The organism is Streptococcus pseudopneumoniae (assembly GCF_038148955.1).
GTDB classification, from domain to species: Bacteria; Bacillota; Bacilli; order Lactobacillales; family Streptococcaceae; genus Streptococcus; species Streptococcus pseudopneumoniae_T.
On sequence record NZ_JBBJZY010000007.1, the window covers coordinates 11,757 to 29,947 of the forward strand.

At 38.9% G+C, this 18,191-nt stretch carries 17 protein-coding genes, 2 pseudogenes and 1 other annotated feature; of the genes and pseudogenes, 13 read left to right on the forward strand and 6 right to left on the reverse strand.

The genetic code is table 11. The features are described 5' to 3' along the window. Nucleotides 1-249 precede the first annotated feature (249 nt). On the reverse strand, nucleotides 250-1,506 hold the full coding sequence (locus tag WKI23_RS03705; RefSeq protein ID WP_368078990.1) for an ISL3 family transposase: 1,257 nt from the start codon (nucleotides 1,504-1,506) through the stop codon (nucleotides 250-252). Nucleotides 1,507-1,696: 190 nt separating this feature from the next. Beyond that, nucleotides 1,697-1,996: a YbaB/EbfC family nucleoid-associated protein gene (locus tag WKI23_RS03710; RefSeq protein ID WP_368078991.1), complete on the reverse strand. Its 300-nt coding sequence runs from the start codon at nucleotides 1,994-1,996 to the stop codon at nucleotides 1,697-1,699. Between the two features lie 401 nt (nucleotides 1,997-2,397). Here WKI23_RS03710 and WKI23_RS03715 point away from each other — a divergent pair, with 401 nt between their 5' ends. The 4 genes from WKI23_RS03715 to rpmA all read left to right on the forward strand — a co-directional run bounded on the left by WKI23_RS03715 (nucleotide 2,398) and on the right by rpmA (nucleotide 4,268). Then, nucleotides 2,398-3,102 (forward strand): YoaK family protein, encoded by a 705-nt coding sequence (locus WKI23_RS03715; RefSeq protein WP_368079029.1) that lies wholly within the window; start codon nucleotides 2,398-2,400, stop codon nucleotides 3,100-3,102. A 58-nt stretch (nucleotides 3,103-3,160) separates the two neighbouring features. Next, nucleotides 3,161-3,248 (forward strand) — a sequence feature (ribosomal protein L21 leader region). A 35-nt stretch (nucleotides 3,249-3,283) separates the two neighbouring features. Further along, the gene (gene rplU / locus WKI23_RS03720; RefSeq protein ID WP_000109141.1) at nucleotides 3,284-3,598 is read left to right on the forward strand and encodes a 50S ribosomal protein L21; all 315 of its coding nucleotides are present in this window, start codon (nucleotides 3,284-3,286) and stop codon (nucleotides 3,596-3,598) included. A gap of 15 nt (nucleotides 3,599-3,613) precedes the next feature. Beyond that, the gene (locus tag WKI23_RS03725) at nucleotides 3,614-3,958 is read left to right on the forward strand and encodes a ribosomal-processing cysteine protease Prp (RefSeq protein WP_049512999.1); all 345 of its coding nucleotides are present in this window, start codon (nucleotides 3,614-3,616) and stop codon (nucleotides 3,956-3,958) included. Between the two features lie 16 nt (nucleotides 3,959-3,974). Then, nucleotides 3,975-4,268, forward strand: a complete 294-nt coding sequence (gene rpmA, locus WKI23_RS03730; protein ID WP_000916509.1) for a 50S ribosomal protein L27 — start codon at nucleotides 3,975-3,977, stop codon at nucleotides 4,266-4,268. A 220-nt stretch (nucleotides 4,269-4,488) separates the two neighbouring features. Here the strand turns inward: rpmA and WKI23_RS03735 are convergent. The 3 genes and pseudogenes from WKI23_RS03735 to WKI23_RS03745 form a co-directional block, all read right to left on the reverse strand. After that, a pseudogene (locus WKI23_RS03735) lies at nucleotides 4,489-4,626 on the reverse strand (TIGR03943 family putative permease subunit); the annotation flags it as partial. After that, a pseudogene (locus tag WKI23_RS03740) lies at nucleotides 4,619-4,681 on the reverse strand (permease); the annotation flags it as partial. The pseudogenes WKI23_RS03740 and WKI23_RS03735, both read right to left, overlap by 8 nt. Next, entirely contained in the window at nucleotides 4,678-4,812 is a 135-nt protein-coding gene (locus WKI23_RS03745; RefSeq protein ID WP_368078992.1) for an SPJ_0845 family protein, read from the reverse strand. The pseudogene WKI23_RS03740 and the gene WKI23_RS03745, both read right to left, overlap by 4 nt. 307 nt (nucleotides 4,813-5,119) lie before the next feature. On the opposite strand from WKI23_RS03745, the gene WKI23_RS03750 reads away from it, so the two are divergent. Continuing rightward, nucleotides 5,120-6,037, forward strand: coding sequence for a bifunctional riboflavin kinase/FAD synthetase (locus tag WKI23_RS03750; RefSeq protein WP_000587439.1), 918 nt, complete (start codon nucleotides 5,120-5,122; stop codon nucleotides 6,035-6,037). 86 nt (nucleotides 6,038-6,123) lie between these two features. Here WKI23_RS03750 and WKI23_RS03755 read toward each other — a convergent pair whose 3' ends face one another. Beyond that, nucleotides 6,124-6,972, reverse strand: a complete 849-nt coding sequence (locus WKI23_RS03755) for a YitT family protein (RefSeq protein ID WP_368078993.1) — start codon at nucleotides 6,970-6,972, stop codon at nucleotides 6,124-6,126. A 141-nt stretch (nucleotides 6,973-7,113) separates the two neighbouring features. Between WKI23_RS03755 and WKI23_RS03760 the strand changes: the two genes are divergently transcribed. From WKI23_RS03760 to pulA, 8 genes are all read left to right on the forward strand, one after another. Then, nucleotides 7,114-7,953: a DegV family protein gene (locus WKI23_RS03760; RefSeq protein WP_368078994.1), complete on the forward strand. Its 840-nt coding sequence runs from the start codon at nucleotides 7,114-7,116 to the stop codon at nucleotides 7,951-7,953. Between the two features lie 106 nt (nucleotides 7,954-8,059). After that, the gene (locus tag WKI23_RS03765) at nucleotides 8,060-8,335 is read left to right on the forward strand and encodes an HU family DNA-binding protein (RefSeq protein ID WP_001284639.1); all 276 of its coding nucleotides are present in this window, start codon (nucleotides 8,060-8,062) and stop codon (nucleotides 8,333-8,335) included. Between the two features lie 421 nt (nucleotides 8,336-8,756). Then, nucleotides 8,757-10,658 (forward strand): ABC-F family ATP-binding cassette domain-containing protein, encoded by a 1,902-nt coding sequence (locus tag WKI23_RS03770; RefSeq protein ID WP_368078995.1) that lies wholly within the window; start codon nucleotides 8,757-8,759, stop codon nucleotides 10,656-10,658. Nucleotides 10,659-10,660: 2 nt separating this feature from the next. Then, nucleotides 10,661-11,524 carry an Rgg family transcriptional regulator gene (locus WKI23_RS03775; protein WP_368078996.1) on the forward strand — a complete coding sequence of 288 codons (864 nt, stop codon included), beginning with the start codon at nucleotides 10,661-10,663 and terminating at the stop codon, nucleotides 11,522-11,524. A gap of 79 nt (nucleotides 11,525-11,603) precedes the next feature. Next, a complete protein-coding gene (locus WKI23_RS03780; RefSeq protein ID WP_368078997.1) occupies nucleotides 11,604-12,782 on the forward strand; it encodes an MFS transporter in 1,179 nt (392 codons plus the stop codon). A 92-nt stretch (nucleotides 12,783-12,874) separates the two neighbouring features. After that, nucleotides 12,875-14,833 (forward strand): NAD-dependent DNA ligase LigA, encoded by a 1,959-nt coding sequence (gene ligA, locus WKI23_RS03785; protein WP_368078998.1) that lies wholly within the window; start codon nucleotides 12,875-12,877, stop codon nucleotides 14,831-14,833. A gap of 2 nt (nucleotides 14,834-14,835) precedes the next feature. Next, nucleotides 14,836-15,795: a diacylglycerol kinase family lipid kinase gene (locus tag WKI23_RS03790; protein ID WP_368078999.1), complete on the forward strand. Its 960-nt coding sequence runs from the start codon at nucleotides 14,836-14,838 to the stop codon at nucleotides 15,793-15,795. Nucleotides 15,796-15,816: 21 nt separating this feature from the next. Then, nucleotides 15,817-18,096: a type I pullulanase gene (gene pulA / locus WKI23_RS03795; protein WP_368079000.1), complete on the forward strand. Its 2,280-nt coding sequence runs from the start codon at nucleotides 15,817-15,819 to the stop codon at nucleotides 18,094-18,096. Nucleotides 18,097-18,191: the final 95 nt, after the last annotated feature.

An 18,191-nucleotide genomic window follows, 5' to 3' on the forward strand; every position in this document is an offset into this window, starting at 1 on the left:
AACTCCTGAGAACTTTAAATTACGGATTGCTGTCAAAAAGGACACCTTCCAATCGATGATGTCCTGTCTATATACGACCTATAGAAATCTGTAATATACATGTCCGTAAAACGATAAATTCCCTTTTTGATTTTAAATGAGTATGAAAAGAGAATTTTTTCATGAGAAAACGCATAATATTGAGTGTTTTGACACCTGCTATTATGCGTTTTTTAGGCTCTTTGTCAACTGTAGTGGGTTGAAGAAAAGCTAAGATCGAGAAAGGACAAATTTCGTCCTTTCTTTTTTGATGTTGAGAGCGATAAAAATCCGTTTTTTGAAATTTTCAAAGTTCCGGAAACCAAAGGCATTTCGTTTGATGAGTTTAATGAGATTATTGGTCGCTTCTAATTTGGCGTTAGAATAGTGTAGTTGAAGGGCGTTGACAATCTTCTCTTTATCCTTGAGGAGGGTTTTAAAGACAGTCTGAAAAATAGGATGAACCAGCTTTAGATTGTCCTCAGTAAGTCCGAAAAATTTCTCTGGTTCCTTATTCTGGAAGTGAAAAAGCAAGAGCTGATAGAGCTGATAGTGGTGTTTCAAGTCTTCTGAATAGCTCAAAAGCTTGTCTAGTATTTCTTTATTGGTCAAGTGCATACGAAAAGTAGGGCGATAAAAACGTTTATCGCTGAGTTTCCGACTATCCTGTTGGATGAGCTTCCAGTAACGCTTGATAGCCTTGTATTCATGAGACTTTCGATCCAATTGATTCATGATTTGGACACGTACACGACTCATAGCACGGCTTAAGTGTTGTACAATGTGGAAGCGATCAAGAACGATTTTGGCACACGGAAAAAGCTGTTTAGCTAAGGTATAGTAAGGGCTAAACATATCCATCGTAATGATTTTCACCTGACAACGAACGGATCGATTGTAGCGAAGAAAGTGATTGCGGATGATAGCTTGTGTTCTCCCATCAAGAATAGTAATGATATTGAGCTGATCAAAATCTTGTGCAATAAAGCTCATCTTTCCCTTGGTAAAGGTGTACTCGTCCCAAGACATAATCTCTGGAAGACGAGAAAAATCATGCTTAAAGTGGAAGTCATTGAGCTTTCGAATGACAGTTGAAGTTGAAATAGATAGCTGATGGGCAATATCAGTCATAGAAGTCTTTTCAATCAGTTTTTGAGCAATTTTTTGGTTGATGATACGAGGAATTTGGTGATTCTTCTTGACGATAGAAGTTTCAGACACCATCATTTTCGAGCACTGATAGCACTTAAAACGACGCTTTCTAAGAAGAATTCTAGTAGGCATACCAGTCGTTTCAAGGTAAGGAATCTTAGAGGGTTTTTGAAAGTCATATTTCTTCATTTGACTTCCGCAATCAGGGCAAGATGGAGCCTCATAATCCAGTTTAGCGATGATTTCCTTGTGTGTATCATTATTGATGATGTCTAGAATCTGGATATTAGGGTCTTTAATATCGAGTAGTTTTGTGATAAAATGTAATTGTTCCATATGAATCTTTCTAATGAGTTGTTTAGTCGCTTTTCATTATAGGTCATATGGGACTTTTTTTCTACAAAAAATAGGCTCCATAATATCCATAGGGAAATTACCCACTACAAATATTATAGAGCCGTTTTTTATAATTTTTGCACCTTTCTTAGCCTTTGTTATCGACAAGCATTGTTCTAGCTCCTTGTTTTTAGAATGGCAATTTCCCAGCGAAAGCACCCAGTTTTTTCTTGGTAGTTTCATCGATTTGTTCAAGAGCATAGTTGATGGCTTGAACGGTCATATCAGAAAGAGTTTCAAGGTCCTCTGGGTCAACGATAGCTGGATTGAAATCAATGCTGACAACTTTCTTATCTCCAGTTAAGGTCGCTTGGACAAGGTTTTGAGCAGATTTGCCAACAAATTGCATGGCAGCAAGTTCGGCCTGGCTTTGTTCCATTTGTTTTTGAAGTTTTTGTGCTTGACGCATCATGTTTTGCATGTTCATCATAAGATTTCTAAAGTTCCTTTCATCTCAAGGGGATAATCCTTGTTGTTAACAAGTGCCTGATTTTCTCTTCTAATTGTTATTAGTAGCATAGCCATCAAGCCCAAGTATTGATTTTATTATACCATTTTTTGAAGACATAGTCTTTTATTTGTAAGAGTTATTTATGTCAAAGAGTGATCAGAAATAAATTAAAATAATAATTTTTGCTAAGAGAGGCTCTATTCTAGTTTCATGGAAATGATTTTACTAAAGGTTCGTATGCTTTGTTTACAAACATGTTACCTCTATCTATTTTTGGATAAATAGTTGTCTATTATTATTTTTATGCTAATAGTAAAATCTAAATGGTAGCCTACGATTTTTTAGAAAGAAAATGGTACAATATTCTAAGAGAAAATACAATGGGAGGGAAAATGAGGTTATTACCTATAAGAAAAATATCACGTCAGTCTAAAAGGTTAGCACTTTTTTTGACGTTTTGTGCTGGATATGTGGATGCTTACACTTTTATTGTTCGCGGGAATACCCTTGTAGCTGGACAAACTGGAAATGTTGTCTTTCTTTCGGTAGAGCTAATACAGAATAATGTTTCGGATGTTAGGGATAAGCTTTTAACCTTAATAGCGTTTATGCTGGGAGTTTTTTTACTAACCATTTATAAGGAAAAATTGAGAATTGTAAAAAAGCCAATTCTGTCACTGATTCCTTTGGCAATCCTATCAATAATTATTGCTTTTGTGCCGCAAACTGTGGATAATATCTATCTAGTGCCGCCCTTGGCCTTCTGTATGGGACTGGTTACAACTGCTTTTGGAGAAGTATCGGGTATTGCTTACAATAATGCCTTTATGACAGGGAACATCAAACGGACCATGCTGGCTTTTGGAGATTATTTCCGAACCAAGCACACTCCTTTTTTACGTGAAGGGTTCATATTTGTTAGCCTGCTTAGTAGTTTTGTCCTTGGTGTTGTCTTTTCAGCCTATTTGACGATTTTCTATCATGAAAAGACCATTCTTGGTGTTCCTATTATGATGAGCATTTTTTACATTAGCATGCTTTTTGCCTCGTGGCAGAAAAAAGTAAAAGAAAAAGCTTCATTTTAGGTGTTATTACTTGTAAGAAAATAGGAGATATGCTATACTTGAAGAGTTGACTATGCACGATCCTGTGCAACCGCACGAACATCGTTACTTGATTATTCAAGTTTAAGTGGTTCGTCCCACGATGCTAGGCGAGTCTTCACAAAAAATCGGGGAAACCCATAAAAATCATAGGAGGTGCATAATGAGCACATACGCAATTATCAAAACTGGCGGAAAACAAGTTAAAGTTGAAGTTGGTCAAGCAGTTTACGTTGAAAAATTGAACGTTGAAGCTGGTCAAGAAGTTACTTTTAACGAAGTTGTTCTTGTTGGTGGTGAAAACACTGTTGTCGGAACTCCACTTGTTGCTGGAGCTACTGTAGTTGGAACTGTTGAAAAACAAGGAAAACAAAAGAAAGTTGTTACTTACAAGTACAAACCTAAAAAAGGTAGCCACCGTAAACAAGGTCACCGTCAACCATATACAAAAGTTGTCATCAACGCAATCAACGCTTAATTTTAAGGAGAACACATGATACAAGCAGTCTTTGAGAGAGCCGAAGATGGCGAGCTGAGGAATGCGGAAATTACTGGACACGCCGAGAGTGGCGAATACGGCTTAGATGTCGTGTGTGCATCGGTTTCTACGCTTGCCATTAACTTTATCAATTCTATTGAGAAATTTGCAGGCTATGAACCAATCCTAGAATTAAACGAAGATGAAGGTGGCTATCTGATGGTTGAAATTCCAAAAGATCTTCCTTCACACCAGAGAGAAATGACCCAGTTATTCTTTGAATCATTTTTCTTAGGTATGGCAAACTTATCGGAGAACTCTTCAGAGTTCGTCCAAACCAGAGTTATCACAGAAAACTAACACGGAGGAAAACATTATGTTAAAAATGACTCTTAACAACTTGCAACTTTTCGCCCACAAAAAAGGTGGAGGTTCTACATCAAACGGACGTGATTCACAAGCAAAACGTCTTGGAGCTAAAGCAGCTGACGGACAAACTGTAACAGGTGGATCAATCCTTTACCGTCAACGTGGTACACATATCTACCCAGGTGTAAACGTTGGACGTGGTGGAGACGATACTTTGTTCGCTAAAGTTGAAGGCGTAGTACGCTTTGAACGTAAAGGACGCGATAAAAAACAAGTTTCTGTTTACCCAATCGCTAAATAAAAAGGTCCAGTGAACCTTTTTATCCCGAGCCTTGAACTGTAAAGGCGAGGAAGCTAGAAATAGCATAAATTAAGGCTTTCCGAGTTTTCGGAGAGCCTATTTTTTTGTTTTGGTACCCATACTTTTTAATATGTATAGTGGATTGAATCTGGAATAGAACACTGCTAAAAAATGATTTGAGTTTCCTACTCGATTTCTTCAGATTTTATTTCAATTGACTATAAGAACTGGTATCTGGTTTCAAATATTTGCTTGTCGTCCCTTCACTTGTCTGAATGGCTTGATTCGTTCCTTCTGATAAGGGAAAATGATATTCTTTAGCTGAAACTGTCTGAGAATCCAAGCTAACAGATGGAAAGAAAAATAGCTCCAATCTGAAGCACACTGGATGGGAGTTGTTGGAAAGCAGTCATCTAGTTTTTCTTTTCTGCTTTAGCTTTTTTTCTTTGTCATCATGGAAAGTGACTTGCTTCAAATCAGGGAGTTTACGAAACTCTTCAAACATCTTGCCCAAATTGTCTCGTTTTGTAAATTTTACAGCCATAGGTGTACCTCGATTCTAAATTCTACCTTTTCGACACCAATTAGTAATTTAAAGTTCTCAGGAGTTAGTTGCATTGCTTTTTCATACATAAGCATAGTATGACACTTTATGGTTACTGAACAAGTCTAATCATTCCTTTCAAACTTTTGAAGATGTCCTACAAGTTTTTGAGAAGAATATTGCAAAATTCATAGTTAAGCAATGATAGAGTGAAGTGCTTTTTGAAAACAGGTACACTTCAGATGAAAAAAACGACATTTCAGATTTTCTGTTCCAGAAATAGCTATCGCTATGATATAATTAGTTTATGATTATTACTATTCCTATAAAAAACCAAAAAGATATTGGCACACCATCTGATTCAGTCGTTGTTCTCGGCTATTTTGATGGTATACACAAGGGGCATCAAGAATTATTTCGTGTTGCCAATAAGGCTGCGAGAAAGGATTTATTGCCTATCGTCGTTATGACCTTTAATGAATCTCCAAAAATCGCTTTAGAGCCTTATCATCCTGATCTGTTTTTACATATTTTGAATCCTGCTGAACGTGAAAGAAAATTAAAGCGTGAAGGCGTAGAAGAATTATATCTCCTTGATTTTAGTAGTCAATTCGCTAGTCTTACTGCAGAAGAATTTTTTGCAACCTATATCAAGGCTATGAATGCCAAAATTATTGTTGCAGGTTTTGATTATACATTTGGTTCTGACCAAAAAACGGCAGAAGACTTAAAAGATTACTTTGATGGAGAAGTCATTATCGTTCCACCTGTAGAAGATGAGAAAGGAAAGATTAGTTCAACTCGTATCCGTCAAGCTATTTTAGATGGAAATGTGAAAGAAGCAGGAGAACTTTTGGGGGCACCGCTTCCATCAAGAGGTATGGTGGTTCATGGCAATGCTCGTGGTCGTACGATTGGTTATCCAACAGCTAATTTGGTGCTTTTAGATCGTACTTATATGCCAGCAGATGGCGTTTATGTCGTTGATGTTGAGATTCAAAGACAGAAGTATCGTGCTATGGCTAGTGTTGGAAAAAATGTGACCTTTGATGGAGAAGAAGCACGATTTGAAGTCAATATTTTTGATTTTAATCAAGATATTTATGGGGAAACCGTCATGGTTTATTGGCTTGATCGCATTCGAGATATGACTAAATTTGATTCTGTGGACCAATTAGTGGATCAGTTAAAGGCAGATGAAGAAGTTGCTCGGAATTGGTCTTAAGAGTTTGGATAATTAAAAAGAGGTTGTCTGTAACCCAAAAGATAGATGATTTAGTCTAACTTTTGAGGTCACGACATTACCTCTTTTTATTCTTTTTCAAAGGTAAATCCTTCGCCAAGGATTTCATGGGCTTCTGTAATAGTTATAAAGGCTTGAGGATCGATTCGATGAATCATTTCCTTCATTTTCACAATTTCATTTCTACCGACAATACAGTAAATGATTTTCAAATCTTTTTTACTATAGTAGCCTTGACCGGAAATAAAAGTAACACCTCTTCCTAGGTCATCATTGATTGCCTTAGCAAGTTGGTCAGGACGTTTTGTGATAATCATAAAGCCTTTACCTGCGTAGCCACCTTCGCCAATCAAATCAATGACACGCGAAACGATAAAATCAAATAAGAGTGTGTAGGAAACCAATCTCAAATCCTTGAAGATAAGGAGAATGAGCATGAGAATACAAAAATCTAAGATAAAAAGTAGTTTCCCCATTGATATATGAGTGTATTTGTTGAGAATACGAGCTAGAATATCAGTTCCGCCAGTTGTACCTCCAGCATTAAAGATAATTCCGAGACCAATTCCCAATAGAATTCCCGCTATAAGGGCTGTGATTAGTAAATCACCTTGAAGATCAATATGAAGGGGAATACGCTCAAAAAAGGCCAACCAGGCAGACAAGGCTAAGGTTCCTAGTAAACTAGAATAGAGGGATTTTGCTCCAAAGATTTTCCAAGCTAGGATGAAAAGGGGAATATTAATCAGCAGGTTCATGAGCGAAACAGGGATTTTAAAAAGATAAAAGGTGATGAGGGTAATACCTGTCGCCCCTCCTTCAAAGAGATGATGAGGAACTACAAAATAAGTCAGCCCAAAAGCATAAATAGCAGCACCTAGTAAAATGGTTAAAATGGGGTAAATTTTTTTAATCATAGGACACCTCTTTTCTTATAAGTTGATTATATCAAATTTTTACGGAAAATTTGATTGACTCCATTAGGATTTTTAATCTTTTTTTGATATAATTAAAAGTAAGAAAACCAATCTGAATCCTAAAATAGAAAGATTGATACTATGACAAAAATTAAGATTGTAACCGATTCATCTGTTACTATTGAACCAGAACTAGTACAACAATTAGATATTACAATTGTTCCATTATCAGTAATGATTGATAATGTTGTTTATTCTGATGCTGATTTGAAAGAAGAAGGTAAATTTCTTCACTTGATGCAAGAAGCTAAGAATCTTCCGAAAACAAGTCAGCCGCCTGTAGGTGTCTTTGCTGAAGTGTTTGAAGACCTATGCAAGGATGGTAGCCAGATTCTTGCTATTCATATGTCCCATGCGCTTTCGGGTACTGTAGAAGCAGCGCGTCAAGGTGCTAGCCTATCTACAGCCGACGTAACAGTTATTGACAGTTCTTTCACTGACCAAGCCTTGAAATTCCAAGTTGTTGAGGCTGCAAAATTAGCGCAAGAAGGCAAAGAGTTGGAGGAAATCTTATCTCATGTAGAAGAGGTTAAAAACCACACAGAACTCTATATTGGCGTTTCAACTTTGGAAAATCTTGTCAAAGGTGGACGAATTGGCCGTGTAACTGGATTGTTGAGTTCTCTTCTTAATATCCGTGTTGTCATGCAAATGAAAGATCATGAATTGCAGCCAATTGTTAAAGGTCGTGGTGCTAAAACCTTTAAAAAATGGTTAGATGAGTTGATAACATCACTCGCTGAACGTTCTGTAGCAGAGATTGGAATTTCATATTCTGGTAGTGATGATTGGGCAAAAGAGATGAAAGAAAGCTTACAAGCTTATGTTGAAAAGCCAATTTCTGTTTTAGAAACCGGTTCCATTATTCAAACTCACACAGGTGAGAACGCTTGGGCTATTTTGGTACGTTACCATTCCTAAAAAAATAAATAAAATGGGAAGAAACAGCGTTTTTAACTTGACCTAAAAGGGATTTTAGGATATGATTATATTTGTTAATTAGAAATTATTTGGAGGAATCGTTAACATGGCAAACAAACAAGATTTGATCGCTAAAGTAGCAGAAGCTACAGAATTGACTAAGAAAGACTCAGCAGCAGCAGTTGAAGCTGTATTTGCAGCAGTAGCTGACTATCTTGCAGCTGGTGAAAAAGTTCAATTGATCGGTTTTGGTAACTTTGAAGTTCGTGAGCGTGCAGAACGTAAAGGTCGCAACCCACAAACTGGTAAAGAAATGACAATTGCAGCTTCTAAAGTTCCAGCATTCAAAGCTGGTAAAGCTCTTAAAGACGCTGTTAAATAATTGGCGTTCAAAAAGCCTGTCATATCAAGCATTTAAGCTTGTGTGATAGGCTTTTTAATTATGAAATCTAGTAATAAATAGAATTAAAAAGTTGAATGCTCCGAAAATATTGTATATATAGTAGTTCAATCTAAAATAGTACGAAACAATTTCTAAAACATTTATAGAAATTAATTTTACTTCCTCAATCGATTTGTTCTCATCTTATTTCAATCTGCTATACGTACGTATATAATGAAAAGAATTAAATAATAGACTTGTGCGATAACTATTTGAAGCAAGATTAGCTGGTTAGAAAATCCAACAAGATAGCGAAGGAATCTAATATAAAATATACATAATTTATTTTATGTTACAAACTCTTCGCTAAAATACTTACCATTATCTTGAATGCCTTAGGGAAACATGCTATACTGTTTGTATGATTATTTTACAAGCTAATAAAATTGAACGATCTTTTGCAGGAGAGGTTCTTTTTGATAATATCAACCTGCAAGTTGATGAACGAGACAGGATTGCTCTTGTTGGGAAAAATGGAGCAGGTAAGTCTACTCTTTTGAAGATTTTGGTTGGAGAAGAGGAGCCAACTAGTGGAGAAATCAATAAGAAAAAAGATATTTCTCTGTCTTACCTAGCCCAAGATAGCCGTTTTGAGTCTGAAAATACCATCTACGATGAGATGCTTCATGTCTTTGATGACCTGCGTCAAACTGAGAAACAACTTCGTCAGATGGAACTGGAGATGGGTCAAAAGTCTGGTGAGGATTTGGATAAACTGATGTCAGATTACGATCGCTTATCTGAGAATTTTCGTCAAGCAGGCGGCTTTACCTATGAAGCTGATATCCGTGCTATTTTGAATGGATTCAAGTTTGACGAATCTATGTGGCAGATGAAAATAGCTGAACTTTCTGGTGGTCAAAATACTCGTTTGGCGCTGGCCAAAATGCTTCTTGAAAAGCCAAATCTCTTGGTCTTGGACGAGCCAACCAACCACTTGGATATTGAAACCATTGCCTGGCTAGAGAATTACTTGGTAAATTATAGCGGTGCCCTCATTATTGTCAGTCACGACCGTTATTTCTTGGACAAGGTTGCGACAATTACGCTGGATTTGACCAAGCATTCCTTGGATCGCTACGTGGGCAATTACTCTCGCTTTGTCGAGCTGAAGGAGCAAAAGCTAGCTACTGAGGCAAAAAACTATGAAAAGCAGCAGAAGGAGATCGCTGCTCTGGAAGATTTTGTCAATCGCAATCTAGTCCGAGCTTCAACGACCAAACGTGCCCAATCTCGCCGTAAACAACTGGAAAAAATGGAGCGTTTGGACAAGCCGGAAGCTGGTAAGAAATCAGCCAATATGACCTTCCAGTCTGAAAAAACGTCTGGTAATGTTGTATTGACTGTTGAAAATGCTGCTGTTGGCTATGATGGGGAAGTCCTGTCACAACCGATTAACCTAGACCTTCGTAAGATGAATGCTGTCGCTATCGTTGGTCCAAATGGTATTGGGAAATCAACCTTTATCAAGTCGATTGTGGAGCAGATTCCTTTTATCAAGGGTGAAAAGCGCTTTGGTGCCAATGTTGAGGTGGGTTACTATGACCAAACCCAAAGCAAGCTAACATCAAGTAATACGGTACTGGATGAACTCTGGAATGATTTCAAATTGACACCTGAAGTTGAAATCCGCAATCGTCTAGGTGCCTTCCTTTTCTCAGGAGATGATGTTAAAAAATCAGTTGGCATGCTGTCTGGAGGTGAGAAAGCTCGTTTGCTTTTGGCTAAATTGTCTATGGAAAACAACAACTTCCTGATTCTTGACGAGCCGACCAACCACTTGGATATTGATAGCAAGGAAGTGCTAGAAAATGCCTTGATTGACTTTGATGGAACCTTGCTCTTTGTCAGCCACGACCGTTACTTTATCAATCGTGTGGCAACTCATGTTTTAGAATTATCTGAAAATGGTTCGACTCTCTATCTTGGAGATTACGACTACTATGTTGAGAAGAAAGCAGAAGTAGAAATGAGTCTGGCAGAGGAGGTTTCAACCAGCAATCAAGCAAAAGAAGCAAGCCCAGTCAATGACTATCAAGCTCAAAAAGAAAGTCAAAAAGAAGTTCGTAAGCTCATGCGACAAATTGAAAATCTAGAAGCTGAAATCGAAGAGTTAGAAATTCAAAGCCAAGCTATTTCTGAACAAATGTTGGAAACAAACGATGCAGGTAAACTCATGGAATTGCAGGCTGAACTGGACAAAATCAGCCACCGTCAGGAAGAAGCTATGCTTGAGTGGGAAGAATTGTCAGAGCAGGTGTAAAGATGGAACATCTTGGAAAAGTATTTCGTGAATTTCGGACAAGTGGCAATTATTCCTTAAAGGAGGCCGCAGGCGAGTCCTGTTCAACCTCTCAGTTATCTCGCTTTGAGCTTGGGGAGTCTGACCTAGCAGTCTCACGTTTCTTTGAGATTTTGGATAACATTCATGTCACAATCGAAAATTTCATGGATAAGGCAAGGAACTTTCATAATCATGAACATGTTGCCATGATGGGACAAATTGTGCCTCTTTACTATTCAAATGATATTGCAGGTTTTCAAAAGCTTCAAAGTGAACAACTTGAAAAGGCTAAGAGTTCGACGACTCCCCTTTATTTTGAGCTGAACTGGATTTTGCTACAAGGTCTGATTTGTCAAAGAGATTCTAGTTATGATATGAAGCAGGATGATTTGGATAAGGTAGCAGATTATCTCTTCAAAACAGAAGAATGGACCATGTATGAGTTGATTTTGTTTGGTAACCTCTATAGTTTCTACGATGTGGACTATGTCACTCGGATTGGTAGAGAAGTTATGGAGAGGGAGGAATTTTACCAAGAGATTGGTCGCCATAAGAGATTGGTTTTGATTTTGGCCCTCAATTGTTACCAGCATTGTTTAGAGCATCTTTCTTTTGATAATGCTAGCTATTTTGAGGCTTATACAGAGAAGATTATTGGCAAAGGTATTAAGCTTTATGAGCGTAATATTTTCCATTACCTAAAAGGCTTTGCCTTATACCAAAAAGGACAGTGTACAGAAGGCTGTAGTCAGATGCAAGAGGCCATGCATATTTTTGATGTGTTAGGTCTTCCTGAGCAAGTAGCCTATTATCAGGAACACTACGAAAAATTTGTCAAAGATTAATTTTCCCAAATAAGGGAAAAAACAAAAAGCTCCTTTCGGTTTTGATACAATAGTTTCAAAATTTGAGAGGAGTTTTTATATGAATCGCTATGCACTACAGTTGATTAGCCGTGGAGCTGTTAACAAGATAGGAAATATGCTCTATGATTATGGAAATAGTGTCTGGTTGGCATCGATGGGAACGATTGGGCAAACCGTTCTAGGGATTTATCAGATTTCTGAACTCGTCACATCTATTCTCGTAAATCCCTTTGGTGGAGTTATTTCAGACCGATTTTCTCGTCGTAAGATTTTAATGGTGACAGACCTTGTTTGTGGGATTCTTTGTCTGGCTATTTCTTTTATAAGGAATGACAGCTGGATGATTGGCGCTTTGATTTTTGCCAATATTGTGCAGGCTATTGCTTTTGCCTTTTCTCGTACAGCCAATAAAGCTATCATAACTGAAGTGGTGGAGAAAGATGAGATTGTGATCTATAACTCTCGCTTAGAGCTGGTTTTGCAGGTTGTAGGTGTTAGCTCTCCTGTTCTTTCCTTCCTTGTTTTACAGTTTGCAAGTCTCCATATGACACTACTGCTAGACTCGCTGACTTTTTTTATTGCTTTTGTTCTAGTGGCTTTCCTTCCAAAAGAGGAAGCAAAAGTTCAAGAGAAAAAGGCTTTTACTGGGAGAGATATTTTTGTAGATATCAAGGATGGGTTACACTATATCTGGCATCAGCAAGAAATTTTCTTCCTTTTGCTGGTAGCTTCCAGCGTTAATTTCTTTTTTGCCGCTTTTGAATTTCTACTTCCCTTTTCGAATCAGCTTTACGGGTCAGAAGGAGCCTATGCAAGTATTTTAACTATGGGGGCTATTGGTTCCATCATTGGGGCTCTTCTAGCTAGTAAAATTAAAGCTAATGTTTATAATCTTTTGATTTTACTGGCTTTGACAGGTGTCGGAGTTTTTATGATGGGATTATCACTTCCAAATTTGCTTTCCTTTTCTGGAAATTTAGTTTGTGAATTGTTTATGACGATTTTTAATATTCACTTTTTTACTCAAGTACAAACCAAGGTTGAGAGCGAATTTCTTGGGAGAGTACTGAGTACAATTTTTACCTTAGCTATTCTATTTATGCCTATTGCAAAAGGATTTATGACAGTCCTGCCAAGTGTCCATCTCTCTTCTTTCCTGATAATTGGAAGTGGTGTTATCATCTTGTCTTGTATATCGTTTATTTATGTTCGAACTCATTTTGAAAAATTGATATAAGGCTGATTGAGTTTCAAAAATAATTTCAAACTAAGTGTTTTTTCCGCCCTTCTCGTTTGTGAGGAGGGCTTAGTTTATGGTAAAATGGTCTTATGAATAAAAGAATGAATGAGTTAGTCGCCTTGCTCAATCGCTATGCGACTGAGTACTATACCAGCGACAATCCCTCGGTTTCAGATAGTGAATATGACCGCCTTTACCGTGAGTTGGTTGAGTTAGAAACTGCCTATCCAGATCAAGTGTTAGCAGACAGTCCGACCCATCGTGTTGGTGGCAAAGTCTTAGATGGTTTTGAAAAATACAGTCATCAGTATCCTCTTTATAGTTTGCAGGATGCTTTTTCACGTGAGGAGCTTGAAGCTTTTGATGCGCGTGTTCGTAAGGAAGTGGCTCATCCAACCTATATTTGTGAGCTGAAAATAGATGGCTTGTCTATCTCGCTGACTTATGAAAAGGGGATTTTAGTTGCAGGTGCAACGCGTGGAGATGGTTCTGTTGGGGAGAACATCACTGAAAACCTTAAGCGTGTTAAGGACATTCCTTTGACTTTGCCAGAAGAGCTAAATATCACAGTTCGTGGGGAATGTTACATGCCACGCGCTTCTTTTGACCAGGTTAATCAAGCTCGCCAAGAAAATGGAGAGCCTGAATTTGCCAATCCTCGTAATGCGGCAGCAGGAACCTTGCGTCAGCTGGATACAGCAGTAGTTGCCAAGCGCAATCTTGCCACTTTCCTCTATCAAGAAGCCAGCCCTTCAACTCGCGACAGCCAAGAAAAGGTTTTGAAGCACCTAGAACAACTTGGTTTTGTAGTCAATTCTAAACGAATTCTGGCTGAAAGCATGGATGAGATTTGGAATTTTATCCAAGAAGTAGGAGAGGAACGGGACAATCTTCCCTATGATATCGATGGGGTGGTGATCAAGGTCAATGACCTAGCAAACCAAGAAGAACTCGGTTTTACCGTCAAGGCTCCAAAGTGGGCAGTAGCCTACAAGTTTCCTGCTGAGGAAAAAGAAGCTCAACTCTTGTCAGTTGACTGGACAGTTGGCCGTACGGGTGTTGTAACCCCAACTGCGAATCTAACACCAGTACAACTTGCCGGTACGACTGTTAGCCGTGCGACCCTGCACAATGTAGATTATATTGCTGAAAAAGATATCCGAAAAGCCGACACGGTTATCGTCTATAAGGCTGGTGACATCATCCCTGCTGTTTTACGAGTGGTAGAGTCCAAGCGGGTTTCTGAAGAAAAACTAGATATCCCTACAAACTGCCCAAGTTGTAACTCTGACTTGTTGCACTTTGAAGATGAAGTGGCTCTCCGTTGTATCAATCCACGTTGTCCTGCCCAAATCATGGAAGGTTTGATCCACTTTGCCTCTCGAGATGCCATGAATATTACAGGCCTTGGTCCATCAGTAGTTGAAAAACTCTTTGCTGCCAATTTGGTTAAGGACGTGGCGGATATTTATCGTTTGAAAGAGGAAGATTTTCTCCTTTTAGAGGGGGTTAAGGAAAAGTCTGCTGGTAAACTTTATCAGGCTATCCAAGCATCTAAGGAAAATTCTGCCGAGAAACTCTTGTTTGGTCTAGGCATTCGCCATGTCGGAAGTAAAGCCAGCCAGCTCTTACTTCAACATTTCCACTCAATTGAAAATCTGGCTCAGGCAGATCCAGATGAAGTGGCTAGTATTGAAAGTTTGGGTGGCGTGATTGCCAAGAGTCTTCAGACTTATTTTGCGACTGAGGGATCTGAAATTCTCCTAAGAGAATTGAAAGAAACTGGAGTCAATCTGGACTATAAAGGACAGACGGTAGTAGCAGACGCAGCCTTGTCAGGTTTGACCGTGGTATTGACTGGAAAATTGGAACGGCTCAAGCGCTCAGAAGCTAAAAGTAAACTCGAAAGTCTAGGTGCTAAGGTAACAGGCAGTGTTTCTAAAAAGACCGACCTCGTCGTGGCAGGCGCAGATGCTGGAAGTAAACTTCAAAAAGCACAAGAACTTGGTATCCAGGTTCGAGATGAAGCTTGGCTAGAAAGTCTGTAACAATGACAGAAGAAAGAAAACGTGCGCGTTTAATTTATAACCCAACCTCAGGGCAGGAAATTATCAAGAAAAATATAGCAGAAGTGCTGGATGTTTTGGAAGACATCGGCTATGAAACCAGTGCCTTTCAAACGACTCCAGAACCTCTTTCAGCACAAAAAGAAGCTAAGAGAGCAGCCAAAGCTGGTTTTGCTTTGATTATTGCTGCAGGTGGTGATGGGACAATCAATGAGGTAGTTAATGGGATTGCCTCGCTCGATAAGAGACCTCGGCTTGCCATCATCCCAACAGGGACGACTAATGATTATGCGCGTGCCCTAAAAATTCCAATAGGGGATCCTGTTGCAGCTGCTCAGATTATCGCTAAAAATGAAACCATTCATATGGATATCGGTCGTGCTTTTGAGGATAAATATTTTATCAATATTGCTGCTGCGGGTACTCTAACAGAATTGACCTACAGTGTTCCAAGTGAAGTCAAAACGCGTCTGGGTTATTTTGCCTATGTGGCAAAAGGTATTGAAATGTTCCCTCAGACCAAGGTTCGTCCAGTGAGAATCACCCATGATCAGGGGATTTTTGAAGGTGATGTGTCCTTGATTTTTGTTGCCTTGACCAATTCCATTGGAGGGTTTGAGCAGTTAGCCCCTGACACCAAGTTAGACGATGGCAATTTTACTCTGATTTTGGTCAAGACAGACAAGTTATTTGATATGTTGGGCTTATTGATACAGGCAATCAATGGTGGTCAGCATGTCTCAGATGTCAATATTGAATACCTTAAAACGAGCAAACTACGTTTAGAGGTTTTAGATGACCAAGAACCATTTATGCTGAACCTAGATGGGGAATATGGAGGAGATACCCCAGTTGAACTTCAAGTCTGCCATCATCACATCGAATTTTTTGTCAATCGAGACGAGATTGATCAAGAATTTATTAGTGAAACAGAAATAAATTAAAAATAAAAAGGAAAAATAAAAATGTATACCTACCCTATGCGCATTCATTACCATCGCAAGAATGGTGAATATGACACTTGCTCTTTTGTAAAAAGCCATGACCACCGAATTGATTTACTAACTTACCAAGAAGATTATTTTGGTGCTTTATTTAGTTTTGAACACCCAAGCGTTCATGCCCTAGAAAGCTTGAATTTTGTGGTTCATACTGGCCAAACCAGTAAAGAATATGCTATCCGTTTTAATCACTATCCTCTCTTAACGGAGGTCTGGATTTTGGAAGGGGATGATCGTATTTATTACTCTGAAAATCCTGCTATTGCCAGTCCTTTCTATAAAAATCAAAATCCTTTTGCCTTTGATAAGGCCATTAACAGTGCTAGTTTTGACCATCATTGGGGTTACCAAGGGGAGTTGGGTTGCCGTGTAGAGGACAATCAGGCTCATTTTTCCCTTTGGTCACCAACAGCGACAGCAGTGCAGGTTGTGGTTTATGAATCAGCTACTAATGATGCACCTGTTTGGAAGACTTTTGATATGGAGAGAGGCAATCGCTACTCTTATAACCATAAGGACAATACTATTGGTGTTTGGAGTTTGGATGTTGAGGAAGATTTGACTGGTAAGGCTTATCAGTATCAAGTCCAATTCCCCCACCACCAAACACTGACACGCGATCCTTACACCATTGCGACCAGTCCTGATGGCAAACGTTCTGCTATTCTGAACCATGCAGAAAAGCAGGTTGAAAATTTCGAGGTCAAGCATGGTTCTGATGCTGCTTGGCGTTTGGAAAATCCATGTAAGGCAGTTATTTGTGAAATGCATATTCGTGATTTGACCCAATCACCGACCTCAGGTGTGGATGAACATCTTCGAGGAACGTTCTTGGGTGCTGCTCAGACTGGAACGGTTAACCAGTACGATCAGTCAACTGCTTTTGATCACATCAAGAAGTTGGGCTACAATTATGTTCAGTTGCAACCAATTGCAGACCGTCACAAAGAATACGATGAGGACGGGAATGTAACCTACAACTGGGGTTATGACCCACAAAACTATAACGCGCCAGAAACTAGTTTTTCAACTAATCCAGAGGATCCAGCTCAGGTCATTCGTGATTTGAAGACCATGGTTCAAGCTTACCACGATGCGGGTATTGGTGTTATTATGGATGTGGTCTATAACCATACCTTCTCAGTTGTTGATGCACCTTTCCAAACAACAGTCCCTGATTACTATTATCGTATGAATCCAGACGGTACCTTCCAGAATGGAACGGGTGTTGGAAATGAAACAGCCAGTGAACACGAAATGTTCCGCAAGTATATGATTGATTCTCTTCTATACTGGGTGCAGGAATACAATATTGACGGCTTCCGTTTTGACTTGATGGGGATTCATGATGTCAAGACCATGCAGATGATTCGTCAGAGCTTGGATGAAATCGACCCTAACATTATCCTCTATGGAGAAGGATGGGATATGGGAACAGGCCTTGCCCCTTATGATAAGGCTAAGAAAGACAACGCCTACGAAATGCCAAATATTGGTTTCTTTAATGACAATCAGCGTGATGCTGTCAAAGGTGGAGAAGTTTACGGTGCTATCAAGTCAGGTTTTGTCAGTGGTGCTGCGACAGAGCCAATTCTAGCTAAAGCAATCCTAGGAAGTCGTGAATTAGGAACCTATACACATCCCAATCAGGTGCTTAACTATGTGGAAGCCCATGACAATTACAATCTTCACGATTTATTGGCAACCCTTCATCCAGACCAAAGTTCAGAACAAATCATGCGCAAGGTTGAGACAGCCACAGCCATGAATCTACTCATGCAGGGGATGGCCTTTATGGAAATCGGTCAAGAATTTGGTCGTACCAAACTGGTTGCGACTGGTGAGAATGGTGAGTTGACACATGATGATAGAGAGCGTGCGATGAATAGCTATAATGCTCCTGACAGTGTGAACCAAGTCAACTGGGATTTGATCAATGAGCGTCAAGACAGTATTGAATTTATTCGTCAAGTCATCCGATTGAAGACAAAAACTGGTGCCTTTTCTTACTCTAGCTATGATGAAATTTACCATCATGTCTTTGTGCATTCCGCGATTGAACATAGCGGCTGCCTTATCTATGAAGTTCATGGGAAAGAACACCTCTTGGTGGTTGTGAATGCTAAATCAGAACCCTATCAATTTGAAAATGCAGGAAATTTAGCTATGTTGGTAACTAATAGTCGTTCAAAAGAAGATAATGTTTTAGATGATATTAGTCTAGCCGTCTTGAGTGTTTTATAAAGACCATCTATCTCGCTATTCTAACACATCATTGGAAGTGAACGAATAGAAAGAACTTAGCTGACAACTCACTTGTATAGAAAATTTGATAAATA